Genomic DNA, 13,750 nt, shown 5'->3' on the forward strand with positions numbered 1-13,750 from the left:
GTAGATGTGATCAAGAGACAGCCGGTGGACTGGAGCCGCCCTATGAGGGCCGCGCCCGCGAGGATCTTTCCGGCTTCTCCTGCCCAGCCGTCACGGTGCGGGAAGGCGAGGGCGGCGTGACCCTTTCCACCGAGGGCGGGCTGACCGCCCATGTCACCCTGGAGCCCTTCGGCATCGCCTGGCACCGCCCCGGCGAGTCCGAGCCCTTCCTGGCGGACCGGCCGACCCAGGCCTATGCCGTCTCCCCCCGCACCGGCGCCCTGCAGCACTTCATGCTGCGGCACGAGGGCGAGAGCCATTACGGGCTGGGCGACAAGGCCGGGCCGGTGGACCATACCGGCCGCCGCTTCCGCATCGATGCGGTGGACCCCTGCGGCTTCGATGCGGAGCTGAGCGACCCGCTCTACAAGATGGTGCCGTTCTTCATCGTGGACGGGCCGCGCGGCGCACATGGGGTCTATTACGACAACCTCGCCGTGGCCGAGGTCGATCTCGGCTGCACCATCGACAACTATCACGGCCTGTTCCGTTCCTATGCGGCGCAGGATGGGGATCTCGACTATACCGTCCTCGCCGGCCCCGGCGTGCCGGACGTGGTGCGGCGCTTCTCCTGGATGGTGGGCGGTCAGGCCTTCCCGCCGAAATGGACGCTGGGCTTCGCCACCACCTCCATGGCCATCGCCGATGCCGACGATGCGGACGCGCAGATCAAGGACTATATCGACCGCTGCCAACAGGAAGGCATCGCCTGCTCCAGCTTCCATTTCGGCTCGGGCTATACCTCGATCAACGGCAAGCGCTACGCCTTCAACTGGAACCGCAGCAAGTTTCCCGATCCGGCGGCAACCATGCGCCGGCTGAAGGAGGCCGGCATGCAGCCGGTCACCAACCTCAAGCCCTGCCTGCTGGACGACCATCCGCGCCTTGCGGAAACGCTGGAGGGCGGCTTCCTGGTGCAGGACGGCGACACCGGGCAGCCCGCCGTGGCGCAATTCTGGGACGGGCTCGGCTACCATCTCGACTTCACCCATCCCCAGGGCCGCGCCTGGTGGCGCAACGGGCTGGAGACGGCGCTGCTCGACTACGGCGTCACCACCGTCTGGAACGACAACAACGAATACGAGATCTGGGACGAGGACGCTCTCGTCAATGGTGACGGACGGCCCTACCGCCAGTCCCTGGCGCGGCCGGCCCAGGCCCTGCTGATGACCAAGCTGTCGCACGAGACGCAGCAGGCGCGCACGCCGGACAAGCGCATCTATGCCGTCACGCGCGGCGGCTGCGCCGGCATCGCGCGCTATGGCCAGAGCTGGACGGGCGACAACGAGACGGCCTGGAAGACGCTGCGCTTCAATCTCGCGCAGGGCATCACCATGAGCTTGTCCGGGATGTACAACACCGGTCACGACGTGGGCGGTTTCCACGGGCCGAGCCCGGGGCCCGAGCTGTTCTGCCGCTTCGTCGAGTTCTGCTCGCTCTGGCCGCGCTTCGTGATGAATTCCTGGAACAATGACGGCATTGTCAACCTGCCCTGGATGCATCCGGAGGTGCTGCCGCAGGTGCGGGAGGCCATGGCGCTCCGCTACCGCCTGATGCCCTATCTCTACACGCAGATGTGGCGCGCGGCGGCGGAGAACGAGCCGGTGGTGCGGCCGACCTTCTACGACTTCCCCGGCGACCCGCGCTGCAAGGGCCAGGACGACGTCTTCCTGCTCGGCCGCGACCTGCTCGTCGCCCCGGTGCTGGAGGAAGGCGCGGTGTCGCGCCGCATCTACCTGCCGCAGCATCCCGGCGGCTGGCACGACTTCCGCACCGGCGAGGCCTTTCCTGGCGGCGAGGAGATCATGGTGGAGGCGCCGCTGGGCCATCTGCCGGTCTTCGTCCCCGCGGGTGCCATGGTGCCGGTCACCGGCCAGCTCGACCGCGTCGATCCGGCCAGCGATAGTGAGCGCAGCCTCCTCGTCTTCGGCGAAGGGGAGGGCGAGGCCCTCCTCTACGAGGATGACGGCGACACCATGGCTTGGCGCGAGTCCGGGCTGCGGCTGCATGTCTTCCGCCGCAAGGAAGGCGGCGAGACGGTGCTGAGCCTGAGGACGGAAGGCAGTCACCGCCCCGCCTTCACGGAGATGAAGCTGCAAAGGGTCGGCCCAGGAACGCCGGTCCGCACATCGGACGGAGAGGGCATCCTCCGCCTCTGAGGCTCGCCAAGGCGGAATTCAATGCCGCTGCGGCACGGTGGCCCGGGTGCGGAGGCGCGGATCACGGCGGCGTCCGTGCCCGTGGCGCTGCCCGTGCCGATGCAGCCGCAGATGCCCACGCAGCAGGGCTTCGGCCTGCTGATGCACGAGACCGCCAAGGGCGACACGCCGCTGGCCCGGCGCAGCGCCTGCGCGAGGCCGGCCAGCCGAGGCCCTGCTGGGCAGGCTGCCCGCGCATTGCGGGCTGGTCACGGTGCTGGACGGGCACCCCGCCAAGCTGGCCTGGCTGGGGGCCGTCCATGGACACCGGATCCGGGCGCTGGGCGTGGAGCGTCTCGGCCAGACCGGCACGGTCCGGCGGTGGCGCCGCCACTGGCCACCCACCGGGCGCCCGGGCATCATGATGTGACGCGCCCGGTCCCCCCGGATCGGGAAGGGAGCAGGGAAGGCCGGGGCATGCGTTACGACGTGATCGTGGTGGGGATCGGCGGCATGGGCAGCGCCGCCGCCTGGCAGCTCGCCCGGCGCGGCCAGCGGGTGCTGGGACTGGAACGCTATGACATCCCCCATGCCATGGGGTCCTCCCATGGCATCAGCCGCATCATCCGCCTGCCCTATTACGAGGACCCGGCCTATGTGCCGCTGCTGTGCCGGGCCTATGAGCTGTGGCGGGAGATCGAGGATGCCAGCGGCGAGGAGCTCCTGGTCACCACCGGCTCCATCGACGCCGGGCCGGAGGAGGGCGGCCTGTTCCAGGGCGCGCTGGCCTCGGCCCTGCAGCATGATCTGCCGCACGAGGTTCTCGACGCCGCGCAGATCTGGGAGCGCTTCCCCGCCTATCGCCTGCCGGGCGGCACGCGGGCGGTGTTCCAGCCCCAGGGCGGGCTGATCGCCAGCGAGCGCGCCATCATCGCGCATGTGCGGGCGGCACAGGCCCTGGGCGCGGAGATCCGCGCCCGCGAGGCGGTCCGCGAGTGGCGGGTGGCGCCCTCGGGCGGCGTGGTGGTGGAGACGGAACAGGGGCGCTACGAGGCGGAGCGGCTGGTCCTGGCCGCCGGGCCCTGGATGGGGCAGCTCGTGCCGGAACTCTCGCGGCTGGCCGTGCCGGAGCGGCAGGTGCTGGCCTGGCTGCAACCACGCCGGCCGGAGCTCTTCGACCGCTCCTGCTTCCCGGTCTTCAACCTCGACGTCCCGGAAGGCCGCTTCTACGGCTTTCCCATCTACGAGGTGCCGGGCTTCAAGTTCGGGCGCTATCACCATCTGGAGGAGCAGGGAGCGCCCGAGGCGCTGCGGCGCGAGCCGGATGCGCGCGACGAAGCGCTGCTGCGCGACTTCGCCGGGCGCTATTTCCCCGAGGGCAACGGCCCGACCATGGCCCTGCGCTCCTGCCTCTTCACCAACACGCTGGACGAGCACTTCATCCTCGACCACTTGCCGGGCCAGGAGCAGGTGGTGCTGGCCTCGCCCTGTTCCGGCCACGGGTACAAGTTCTGTTCCGTGGTGGGCGAGATCCTGGCCGACCTCGCCACCGGGGACGGCCGCACGCGCCATGCCATCGACTTCCTGCGCCTGAAGCGCAAGCCCCTGGCGGCGTGCCCCCCCCGGAGGCCTGAATCCGGAAAACCCGCCGCCCTCCATGCAGCCAACCGATCCCCTCGCGCGATAGCCCCGGAGAATGTTCCGCCGGGGCCGGGAAGCGCCGCCGGAACACGGACAGAACATCCAGGGCGATGCGGGGCCGGTCTCCGCATCGCGAAGAAGGCAGGCGGCCATGGACCCGACGATCCCTTATTGCGGCAGCGCTCCACTGCCGGAGAAGCTCTGGGGCCGCTGGAACCTTGATCCGGTCCTGCTCTCGGTTCTGGCGCTTGCGGCCCTGGCCCATGGCTGGTGGCTGGCGCGGGAAGGGCGGGGCCGGCAGGCGCACTTCGCCCTGGCCGGCTGGCTGGCCCTCCTCGCCGCCTTCGTCTCCCCGCTCTGCGCGCTGAGCTCGGCGCTCTTCTTGGCCCGGGTGGCGCACCACATGCTGCTCGTCGCGGTGGCCGCGCCGCTGCTGGCCGCGGGTCTTCCCCCGGGCCGGGGCGGTGGCGGCCGCGCCCTCCTGCCCGCCCTGGCGGGGGCGCAGGCCGTGCTGCTCTGGTTCTGGCATGCCCCGGCCCCCTATGCGGCGGCCCTCGGCAGCGATGCCCTGTACTGGCTCATGGAGCTTTCGCTGCTGTTCCCCGCCCTGATGCTCTGGCATGCGGTGCTCTCGCCGGAGCGGCCGGCGGGGCCGGCCCTGGCGGCCCTGCTCTTCACCACCATGCAGATGGGGCTGCTCGGGGCGCTGCTGACCTTCGCTGGGCAGGCGCTCTACGCGCCGCACCTGGCGACCACCGCGCCCTTCGGCCTTTCGCCGCTGGAGGACCAGCAGCTCGCCGGCCTGATCATGTGGGTGCCCGCCAGCCTGCCCTATCTGGCGGTGGCGCTGTTCCGGCTGGCGGGCCTGCTTGGCACCGAGGATCGCCGCGCGGCATGATCCTCTGGCTGAAGTTCCTGCACATCGCCACGCTGAGCATCTGGTGCGCCGGCCTGCTGAGCCTGCCGATGCTCTATGCCCGACGGCCGCAGGTGGCGGAGGGGAGGCCGCTCTTCGAGTTGCAGGCCTTCACCCGTTTCCTCTTCGTCACCCTGGTCTCGCCCGCGGCCTTCCTGGCCATCGGCTCCGGCACGGCGCTGATCTTCCTGCGCGAGACCTTCACACTCTGGTTCGCCGCGAAGCTGCTGGCGGTCGGGGTGCTGGCCCTGCTGCACCTGGTGAACGGCTATGTGGTGCTGCATCTCTTCGACAATCCGCGCCTGTTGTGGCGCGGCACGAATGCCGGGCTGGCGGGGCTGACCCTGCTGACGGTCCTGGGCATCCTCTGGCTGGTGCTGGACAAGCCGGGGGCTGGCCTCGATGCCCTGCCCGAGGTGCTGCACCGCCCGGGCGGACTGCGGGACCTGGTGGGGAACCTCCTGGGCGGGCTGCCGCCGCCCCTTCAGCCGCGTGGCGACACCATGAGGGCGATCCCATGATCCAGGATCAGCTTGCCGCCATGATAGCCCGCGACGCCGGTGAAGGCCGCGCAGAGCACGGACAGCAGCAGGCCGAGCGGCAGGACCGCCGCCGCATCCACCAGCCGGAGGCCCCAGTTCATGCCGATCATGGCGATCAGTGCCATGGCCACGATCGCGTGCATCCAGCTCGCCGCCCGGCCCCGAATGCCGGGCACCAGCAGGAATTCCGCCGTGCCGATCGCCGCCGCGAGCACGCCGCTGACGAAGGCACCGCCGCAGGCCCAGAGGCCGGCGCGCAGCCAGAACGGATCGGCCGACCACCAGTAGAGCAGGTCGCAGCCCAGCGTGGCGAAGACCAGGGCGATGGGGAAATGCACCGCCATGGCATGCAGGGGGTGGCCGGCCACCGCCACGGCGGAGGAAACATCCTCCTCCGACAGGTTCTCGATGATCGGGTTGGTCTCGGTGCCCTCCGCCATGCCGCTGCTCCTTCTGCCTCACGGCAGAAGTCCGCGGCGGCAGGCGGGTTTCGCCGCACGCTTCCCCTGCCGCTTCTCGCGGTGCTCGGGGGATGCGGCGGGCCCTTCTCCACCCTCGACCCCGCCGGGCCCGCGGCGGCCTCGGTGGCGCGGCTGTGGTGGGTGATGCTGGGCGGCTCTGCGCTCCTCTTCCTGTTGGTGATGGTGCTGCTGCTGCTGGCCTTCCTGCGGCCCGGCATCGCCTCGGGCACCGGCGAGCGGCTCTGGCTGTTCTGGGGTGGGCTCGTGATGCCCGGCCTGGTGCTGGCGGCGCTGCTGGTCTTCGCCCTGGCGAGCGGGGAAAGGCTGCTGGCGCATCCGGGCACGCCCGGCATCCTGCGGGTGGAGGCGCGCCCGCAGCAATGGATCTGGCGCTTCACCTACCCGGAGGCGGAGGGGATGGAAACCACCGGCCTGCTGCATATCCCCGCCGGGCGGCCGGTGGATGTCCATGTGATCGGGGGAGACGTGATCCACAGTTTCTGGGTGCCGCGGCTGGGCGGCAAGCTGGACGCCATCCCCGGCCATACCAACATCCTGCGCCTGAAGGCGGCGGAGCCGGGCCTCTATGACGGCCTCTGCGCCGAGTTCTGCGGCACCTTCCATGCGGAGATGCGCTTCGCGGTCCAGGCGCATCCGGCGGAGGAATACGAGGCCGTGCTGGCCCGCCTCGCCAGCCGCCTGCCGCTGCCGGCCGCGCCGCGCGGGGCGCAGGAGCGGGACGACGGAGAGCGGGGCGCGGTGGGCTCCGTGCCAGTCGGGCGTTCGCCGGAGGGGCGGAGGCTGGACGGGCAGACCCAGGGAGGGCACGCACCGTGACCGCCAGGGAGCATCCACCGGAACGCAACCGCCCGTCGCCGATCCGGCTGCACAAGGAGCTGGAGCGCATCTGGGCCACACCGAAGGGCTGGGGTGCGCTCTCGGCGGTGAACCACACGGTGATCGGAAAGCGCTTCATCGTCACCGCCTTCGTCTTCTTCACGATCGGCGGCCTGCTGGCGATGTTGATCCGCGCGCAGCTCGCCACGCCGCGCTCGGCCTTCCTGGGGCCGGATGTGTACAATCAGGTCTTCACCATGCACGGCACGGTGATGATGTTCCTCTTCGCCATCCCGATGTTCGAGGGGCTGGCGATCTATCTCCTGCCGAAGATCCTCGGCGCGCGCGACATGGCCTTCCCGCGCCTCGGCGCCTATGGCTACTGGTGCTACCTCTTCGGCGGCTCGATCCTGATCGTGGCCCTGTTGGCCGGCGTGGCGCCCGATACCGGCTGGTTCCTCTACACGCCGCTTTCCTCCAGGCCCTACACGCCCGGCATCAACGCCGATGTCTGGCTGCTCGGCATCACGTTTGTCGAGATTTCCGCCGTCTCGGCCGCGGTGGAGATCACCGTCACCATCCTGAAGCTGCGCGCGCCCGGCATGTCGCTCGACAGGATGCCGATCTATGCCTGGTACCTGCTGGTGACGGCGGGGATGATGCTGGTGGGCTTCCCGCCGCTGATCCTGGGCTCGCTGCTGCTGGAGGCGGAGCGCGCCATCGGCCTGCCCTTCTTCGACCCCGCGCGCGGCGGCGATCCGCTGCTCTGGCAGCACCTGTTCTGGCTCTTCGGCCATCCCGAGGTCTATATCATCTTCCTGCCCGCCGCCGGCGCCATCTCCACCATGCTGCCGGTCTTCGCGCGGCGCGAACTGCTCGGCTACACCTGGATCGTGGTGGCCGTGGTGGCGGTGGGCTTCCTCTCCTTCGGCCTCTGGGTGCACCACATGTTCACCGTGGGCATCCCGCATCTGGCGCAGGCCTTCTTCTCCGCCGCCAGCACGCTGGTCGCGGTGCCGACGGCGGTGCAGATCTTCGCCTGGACCGGCACGCTGGCAAGCGGGCGGCCGCGCCTGACCCTGCCGATGCTCTACATCCTGGGCTTCTTCTTCGTCTTCACCTGCGGCGGGCTGACCGGCGTGATGCTGGCCGTCGTGCCCTTCGACTGGCAGGCGCATGATACGCAGTTCGTGGTGGCGCATCTGCACTACGTGCTGGTGGGCGGCTTCATCTTTCCCATGCTCGCGGCCGCCTATTACTGGCTGCCGCATGTCACCGGGCGGATGCCGGTGCAGCGCCTGGGTGTTGCGGCCTTCTGGCTGATCTTCCTCGGCTTCAACCTGACCTTCTTCCTGATGCACCTGACGGGGCTGCGCGGCATGCCCCGGCGCATCCACAGTTACGAGGCCGGGATCGGCTGGGAGGGACTGAACCTGATCTCCTCCCTTGGCGGCTTCATCCTCACCATGGGCTTCGCGCTGTTCCTGCTGGACATGGTGCTGCAGTCCCGCTTCGGGCGGCGCTTCCGCCGCAATCCCTGGGAGGCCGAAACGCTGGAATGGGCCATGCCCGTCCCCGCTGCCAGCTACGCCTTCGCCTCCCTGCCGGAGGTGGCGGGCCGCGCTCCCCTGCGGGACGATCCGGATCTGGGTCGCAGGCTGGCGGCGGGGGAGGGCTATCTTCCTTTCGCCCGGAACGGCCACCAGGAGACGCTGGCGGTGGAGATCGCCACCGGAAAGCCCGAGCAGATCGTGGTGCTCCCTCAGCCGAGCTTCCTGCCGCTCTGGTCCGCCCTGGCCACCGGCGTGGTCTTCGTGGCGCTGCTGCTCGGCCTCTACTGGCTGGCACCGCTGGGGCTGCTGGCGGCCTTGGCCCTGCTGCTGTGCTGGACGCCGGACCCGGCCGGGCGGCGGGACAGCGGCCCCATTCCCGCCGGGCACGGGCTGATGCTGCCCCCGCATGTGGAGAGCGCCTCGGCGCCCTCGCTCTGGGCGATGCGCTTCACCCTGGTGGCGGATGCGACGCTCTTCGCCTCGCTGCTCTTCGGGGCTGCCTTCCTCTACGTGGTCGCCCCGAACTGGCCACCCCCGCCCCTGCCTTCCGTGGGCGGACCGCCGGGAGGGTGGCTGCCGGCCGGCCTCGTCCTGCCGGGGCTGGCTTTGGCAGCCCTGGGCGGGCGATGGGCCGTCGCCGCCAATGTCCGTAGCCGGACGGCAGGGCGGAGCGCCGGGCTGCTGCTGGCCCTGCTGGGCCATGGGGTGGCGCTGGCCGCGCTGGTGTGGCTGCTTTGCCTGGTGCCGGACCCGGCGGCCCATGCCGTGGGGGCGCTGGGTGTTGCCTTGCTGGCCTATGCCGCGTTGCACGCGGCGCTGGGCCTGCTCTTTGCCGGCTTCGGCCTGTATCGCGGCCATGCGGGCTACCTCTCGCCACGGCGTAGCCTGGATCTGCGGATCGGCCGCCTGTGGCACGACTACACCGCCATTACCGGAGCGATCGCCTTGCTCGCGGCTCTGGCGCTGTGCTGGGGGGGCCTGCCAGCAGCGGGAGGCAGCGCGTGAGCGAGTCCGGGCGCCGTTCCGGCCTGCTCCTGCTGGGCGGCTTCGCGGTCTGGGGTTCCGCCTTTCTCGCGCTCTACGGCGGTGTGTCGCTGGGCTGCGCCTGGGGCTGGGAAGAGGCTTCGCTCGGCCCCTTCAGCCTGCTGCGGGGCGTGCTGCTGCTGATCCTGACGGCGCATCTGCTCGTGCTCACGGTGCTGCTCCAGTGGTGCTGGCGGTCCGTTGCCTTCGGCTCCGGCAGGCCGTTGCCCGGCGAACCCTGGCATTTCCTGGGCCTGGCTTCCCTGGCAGCCACGGGGGCCGCGCTGGCGGCCACGCTCTGGACCGGCCTGCCCGTGCTGGGCCTTTCGGCCTGCGCCTGAGCGGACCATGCGGCCCGGAGGACATCATGCGAATGGCAGGATGCATGGACCCTCGGGCATTTCATGGTCCCGCGCCGTCCGCTTCTCCCCCTTCACGGGCCAGGGCCCTCGTCAGGCGCGTCGTTTCCGGTTTTTTAGCATTTTAGGATTTTAGACCTTTATCCGCCCGCGTGGTGGGCGAGTGCCGCCGAGACGCAGGTTCCGGGTGCGGTGACGCCATGGCGGGGGAGGCGAAAGGCATCCAGTCAGGCACGACATCGGGCGTTTGCTGTCGGCGATGTTGGGCTGGTCGGGGATCAACCCGGAACGCGCTGCTGGAGGCGGTCGCGGGTTATGGGGCGCCTGTTGATTTTATTCCTATAACCTGGGGCGGGTTCGGAAAGCAAGGGGGCGTTCGTGGAGGTCGTGCCCCGACCCGGGCGGTGGCGGGACGCATGGCCTCGAGGGGATGGGGCGGAGCCTCTCAACCGTGGCCAGCCATGGAGCGCGACGCCGGAGCTTCGCGCGCCCGCAGGCCGGTAGGTTCTGCCGTTCGTCTCAAAGCGAGGAGGCGTCTATGCTCCGCCTGATGAAATCGGCCTTCGCCGACGTATAGGAGACGCGATCCCCCGGGTAACGGCTTGCCAGCGCCATCTTCTCCGCCTCGTACGAGCGTGCGAGGCAGGGTGCGTTGCGGAGGCGGTCGCGGAAGGCGAGGTTCTGGCGCCATTTCCAGCCATTCCATTCCACGACATGCAGGTGATGCGTGCGTGGCGTCCCCTTGGCGAAGAACGCTCCGCCCGGAACCTGCCTGTCGGCCTGGTATTCGTAGCCGATGCCACCGAGCAGGGACCTGTACCGGTCGACGATGGAAAGGCAGCGGACCCCGACCATCAGATCCAGGATCGGCTTTGCGCGGATGCCCGGGATCGAGGTGCTTCCGAAGTGCTGGACGTCCACCAGCAGGCGCTGCATCGCGGAGCGGATGAGCCGCTCCTCGCAGGCATAGAGCGAAGCCCAGGCGGGATCATGTCCCACCAGGAAAACACGGCCATCGTCCAAACCCAGCAAACGGCTTCGCCCCTCTTGTCCCGATCCATGGCGCCGGTGAAGCACCGGGCCCCGCCATTCCCAGCAATGCGGCACCGAAACTGGCATGGTCCGCGGCGGCGCTGCTGTGATCTGGCGCACATCCGGGACGCCCGGAAATCCGGCCGGAAGCGCCCCCAGGAAGAGGGGCCGTCGTGGCGGTGCCGACGGATGTGGAGGCGGTGGCCGGCGGGGATGTGGGCGCCGCGCTGTCGCGGGAACCGGCCCGGGCGGGCACCGCCTTCCGGGGAGGGTCGTCGCGGCCAGGGCAACGGGAGCGGGGCGACAGGACGACGGCCGCGCGACGGGCGGATCAGCCGGGGGAGGCAGCCTGCGGCATGGGATGGGTGTTCGCCGCCCGCCACTGGCGCTGGACCTCCGCATCCACCTCGTCGGCCGTCTGCCCGGGCCGGACGGTGACCTCCGCGCCGTGCAGCGCGAAGTGGACCGGCCTGCCGAGTTTCCCCGCCTTCTCGACGCAGCGCGTGATGACGTGCGGCAGGTAGTCGGTCGGCTGGGTGGGATACTCGACGACATCCTGAACGGCGGTCATGCGGGCGTTTCCTTATCGTCGGCGCGGGAAGCCTGGACGAGCGGCGACGATTGCGTCAAGGCACGGCGCCGGGGATATGGCGCCGTGCCCGGCTTGACCCTGCGGCGGATTGGTCAACAAGCTGAGATTTGCCATGCCCCAGGGAGGTTCACGGTTGCGACCACGCGGCGGGACGGGCGGCGCCTCCCATATCGGCCTGCCGCCGGCGCTGCTCCGCGCGGCACCGCTGCCGCGGCGCGCCTTCGGGAGCATGCTCCGGCATCCGACGCGGGTGATCCCGCTCGCCTTCCTGGTGGTGATCCTGCTGGGCACCGGGCTGCTGATGCTGCCCCCGGCGCGGACAGATGGGCAGGGGGCGCCGCTTCTCACCGCGCTGTTCACCGCGACCTCGGCCACCAGCCTGTCCGGCCTCTCCATCGTGGACATGGCGACCTACTGGACCTTCCCGGGGCAGGTGGTGATCCTGCTGCTGATGCAGGCCGGCGGGCTCGGCATCCTCACCGGGGCGACGCTGCTCGGCCTGCTGGTCAGGCGGCGCATCCGGCTGTCCTCGCGGCTCATGACGCAGGCGGAGTTGCAGGTGATCGCGCCTGGCGACGTGGCCGCGATCCTGCGGCTGGTGCTGGCCATGACCCTGGGGACCGAGCTGCTGGTGGCGGCGGCGCTCTGCCTGCGCCTGCGCCTCGCCTATGGCATGGACTGGGGGGAGGCGGCCTGGGCCGGGATTTTCCACGCCGTTTCCGCCTATACGAACGCGGGCCTGTCCACCTATGGCGACAGCCTGGTGCGCTTCGGCGCGGACCTCGCGGTGACAGGGCCGGTGATGCTGGCGGTGCTGGCGGGCGGGATCGGGGTGCCGGTGGTCCATGACCTGCGCCGCGCACCGCTGGCGCCGCAACGCTGGAGCCTGCACACGCGGCTCACCCTGATCGGCAGCGGCGCGCTGCTGCTGCTCGGCTGGGCGGGAGTGCTGGCCTATGAATGGGGCAATCCGGCCACCCTGGCGGGGCTGCCCGTGGCGGAGCGCATGCATGGCGCCCTGTTCCACGCGGTCATGACGCGTTCGGGCGGCTTCAACACGGTGGATGTCGCGGCGATGCGGCCGGAGACGCTGCTTCTCAGCAGTGCGCTGATGCTGATCGGCGGCGGCAGCGCCAGCACGGCGGGCGGCATCCGGGTGACGACCTTCGTGCTGCTGGGCCTGGCCGTCTGGGCGGAGGTCCGGGGATCGCCCGATGTCAACGCCTTCGGCCGGCGGATGCCGGAATCCCTGCTGCGGCAGGCGCTGACCATCGCGTTGCTGGCGATCGGGGTGGTCTGCGCCGCCACGCTGCTGCTGTTGTCGCTGACGGACCTGCCGGCGGAGAAGGTGCTGTTCGAGGTGGTCTCCGCCCTGGCGACGGTGGGACTGTCCGCGGGCGTTTCCGCCGATCTGCCCATGCCCGGGCTTGTGGTTCTGACCGGGCTGATGTTCCTGGGCCGGGTGGGCACGGTGACCATCGCCACGGCGCTGGCGCTGCGTGGCGCCCGAGCCACCTACCGCTATCCGGAGGAGCGCACCATCGTTGGCTAGGAATCCCGTGAAGGCCGATGCGGGGGTCGTGGTGATCGGGCTCGGCCGCTTCGGCGGGGCCGTGGCGCAATCCCTGATCCGCATGGGCCATGAGGTGCTGGGGATCGACGAGGACCCCGAGCTGGTGCAGCGCTGGGCGGACGACCTGACGCATGTGGTGCAGGCCGACACGACCGATGCGGACACGCTGCGCAGCCTGGGCGTGCCGGAGTTCCAGCATGTCGTGGTGGGCATCGGCACCAACCTGGAGGCCAGCGTGCTGACGGTGCTGGCGCTGAGCGAGATGGCCATCCCGCAGATCTGGGCCAAGGCGCTGACCGTCAACCACGGGCGCATCCTGGAACGCACGGGCGCGCACCATGTCGTCTATCCCGAGATGGCGATGGGCGAGCGCGTGGCGCATCTGGTGACGGGCAAGATGATCGACTTCATCGAGTTCGACGACGGCTTCGCCATCGTGAAGACCCGTGCCCCGGCCGAGGCGGTGGGCCGGACCCTGGAGGAATCCGCGCTGCGCTCGCGCCACGGCATCACCATTGTGGGCGTGAAGCGGCAGGGGGCCGATTTCACCTATGCCCGGCCGGAAACGCGGGTGGAGGCCGGGGACCTGCTGATCGTTTCCGGCCCGACGAAGCTGGTGGAGGCCTTCGCCGCGCGGACCTGACGGCGGGGGCGTTCCCGCCCGATGGGGTCAGGGCGCCACCGGCAGGCTGATCACCGCATCGGCCTGGTCGAAATCGCTGAGGAGGATCTCGGCGCGCAGGGTCCAGCGTCCCGGCAAGGCCAGCTCCGGCCCTTCCAGCATGAACCGCCCCGGCGCAGCCTCCCGCATCGGGCGGCGGATGCCGGCGATGCCCGCTTCGGGCTGCGACAGTTCCAGCCAGACTTCCTTCGCGGCGAAGGCGCTGCCGTCCGGGCGCACCAGCCAGAGATCGAGCCGGTTCCGCCCGGCCCGGGCCGGCCTCGCCTGAAGGGTGACGGAAAGCCCCGCCACCTCGGTCGCGACGGTGACGCCGTCCTGCGGCCTGTCTCTTGATCACAAGTCTCGACGTCAGCATAGAGAGG

The 13,750-nt window shown here is 70.4% G+C and carries 14 protein-coding genes; 10 read left to right on the forward strand and 4 right to left on the reverse strand.

Features of this window, described 5'->3' with window-relative positions; genetic code table 11:
* The 5 genes from ROTAS13_RS09290 to ROTAS13_RS09310 all read left to right on the forward strand — a co-directional run.
* On the forward strand, positions 1-2,198 hold a 2,198-nt coding region (locus tag ROTAS13_RS09290; protein ID WP_075822173.1), incomplete at its 5' end, for a TIM-barrel domain-containing protein.
* Between the two features lie 253 nt (positions 2,199-2,451).
* The gene (locus ROTAS13_RS09295) at positions 2,452-2,607 is read left to right on the forward strand and encodes a hypothetical protein (RefSeq protein ID WP_216348618.1); all 156 of its coding nucleotides are present in this window, start codon (positions 2,452-2,454) and stop codon (positions 2,605-2,607) included.
* A gap of 47 nt (positions 2,608-2,654) precedes the next feature.
* Positions 2,655-4,040 carry an N-methyl-L-tryptophan oxidase gene (gene solA, locus ROTAS13_RS09300; protein ID WP_253187650.1) on the forward strand — a complete coding sequence of 462 codons (1,386 nt, stop codon included), beginning with the start codon at positions 2,655-2,657 and terminating at the stop codon, positions 4,038-4,040.
* A complete protein-coding gene (locus ROTAS13_RS09305; RefSeq protein WP_075822166.1) occupies positions 3,970-4,716 on the forward strand; it encodes a cytochrome c oxidase assembly protein in 747 nt (248 codons plus the stop codon). Before solA ends, ROTAS13_RS09305 begins: the two co-directional genes overlap by 71 nt.
* On the forward strand, positions 4,713-5,255 hold the full coding sequence (locus tag ROTAS13_RS09310) for a CopD family protein (protein WP_075822167.1): 543 nt from the start codon (positions 4,713-4,715) through the stop codon (positions 5,253-5,255). Before ROTAS13_RS09305 ends, ROTAS13_RS09310 begins: the two co-directional genes overlap by 4 nt.
* On the opposite strand, the gene ROTAS13_RS09315 is transcribed toward ROTAS13_RS09310, so the two are convergent.
* Complete coding sequence (locus ROTAS13_RS09315) at positions 5,219-5,716, reverse strand: DUF2231 domain-containing protein (RefSeq protein ID WP_075822168.1); 498 nt, start codon at positions 5,714-5,716, stop codon at positions 5,219-5,221. The two genes, ROTAS13_RS09310 and ROTAS13_RS09315, sit on opposite strands and share 37 nt — an antisense overlap.
* A gap of 81 nt (positions 5,717-5,797) precedes the next feature.
* On the opposite strand from ROTAS13_RS09315, the gene coxB reads away from it, so the two are divergent.
* From coxB to ROTAS13_RS09330, 3 genes are read left to right on the forward strand one after another with little or no spacing between them, the layout of a single operon-like run.
* Positions 5,798-6,574 carry a cytochrome c oxidase subunit II gene (gene coxB, locus ROTAS13_RS09320; protein WP_075822169.1) on the forward strand — a complete coding sequence of 259 codons (777 nt, stop codon included), beginning with the start codon at positions 5,798-5,800 and terminating at the stop codon, positions 6,572-6,574.
* Positions 6,571-9,132: a cytochrome c oxidase subunit I gene (gene ctaD / locus ROTAS13_RS09325; protein ID WP_075822170.1), complete on the forward strand. Its 2,562-nt coding sequence runs from the start codon at positions 6,571-6,573 to the stop codon at positions 9,130-9,132. Before coxB ends, ctaD begins: the two co-directional genes overlap by 4 nt.
* Entirely contained in the window at positions 9,129-9,491 is a 363-nt protein-coding gene (locus ROTAS13_RS09330; protein ID WP_019462537.1) for a hypothetical protein, read from the forward strand. Before ctaD ends, ROTAS13_RS09330 begins: the two co-directional genes overlap by 4 nt.
* A gap of 537 nt (positions 9,492-10,028) precedes the next feature.
* Here the strand turns inward: ROTAS13_RS09330 and ROTAS13_RS27070 are convergent.
* Complete coding sequence (locus ROTAS13_RS27070) at positions 10,029-10,661, reverse strand: GrpB family protein (protein WP_126281718.1); 633 nt, start codon at positions 10,659-10,661, stop codon at positions 10,029-10,031.
* 211 nt (positions 10,662-10,872) lie between these two features.
* The gene (locus tag ROTAS13_RS27075; protein ID WP_019462539.1) at positions 10,873-11,112 is read right to left on the reverse strand and encodes a hypothetical protein; all 240 of its coding nucleotides are present in this window, start codon (positions 11,110-11,112) and stop codon (positions 10,873-10,875) included.
* Positions 11,113-11,266: 154 nt separating this feature from the next.
* Between ROTAS13_RS27075 and ROTAS13_RS09345 the strand changes: the two genes are divergently transcribed.
* Both ROTAS13_RS09345 and ROTAS13_RS09350 read left to right on the forward strand, forming a co-directional pair.
* A complete protein-coding gene (locus tag ROTAS13_RS09345) occupies positions 11,267-12,685 on the forward strand; it encodes a TrkH family potassium uptake protein (RefSeq protein ID WP_083755454.1) in 1,419 nt (472 codons plus the stop codon).
* Positions 12,678-13,349, forward strand: coding sequence for a TrkA family potassium uptake protein (locus ROTAS13_RS09350; RefSeq protein WP_026033451.1), 672 nt, complete (start codon positions 12,678-12,680; stop codon positions 13,347-13,349). The genes ROTAS13_RS09345 and ROTAS13_RS09350 overlap by 8 nt, the downstream gene beginning before the upstream one ends.
* A 27-nt stretch (positions 13,350-13,376) precedes the next feature.
* Here the strand turns inward: ROTAS13_RS09350 and ROTAS13_RS09355 are convergent, their stop codons facing one another.
* Complete coding sequence (locus tag ROTAS13_RS09355; RefSeq protein ID WP_075822172.1) at positions 13,377-13,679, reverse strand: hypothetical protein; 303 nt, start codon at positions 13,677-13,679, stop codon at positions 13,377-13,379.
* Positions 13,680-13,750 lie beyond the last annotated feature (71 nt).

The sequence above is a fragment of the Roseomonas sp. TAS13 genome (assembly GCF_001950415.1).
In the GTDB taxonomy this organism is placed as follows: domain Bacteria; phylum Pseudomonadota; class Alphaproteobacteria; order Acetobacterales; family Acetobacteraceae; genus Roseomonas; species Roseomonas mucosa.

Excerpts from the sequence above, each read along its gene's own strand:
- solA (WP_253187650.1), top strand. The coding sequence starts at position 2,655 with ATGCGTTACGACGTGATCGTGGTGGGGATCGGCGGCATGGGCAGCGCC.
- ROTAS13_RS09305 (WP_075822166.1), top strand. The coding sequence starts at position 3,970 with ATGGACCCGACGATCCCTTATTGCGGCAGCGCTCCACTGCCGGAGAAG.
- ROTAS13_RS09310 (WP_075822167.1), top strand. The coding sequence starts at position 4,713 with ATGATCCTCTGGCTGAAGTTCCTGCACATCGCCACGCTGAGCATCTGG.
- ROTAS13_RS09315 (WP_075822168.1), bottom strand. The coding sequence starts at position 5,716 with ATGGCGGAGGGCACCGAGACCAACCCGATCATCGAGAACCTGTCGGAG.
- ROTAS13_RS27075 (WP_019462539.1), bottom strand. The coding sequence starts at position 11,112 with ATGACCGCCGTTCAGGATGTCGTCGAGTATCCCACCCAGCCGACCGAC.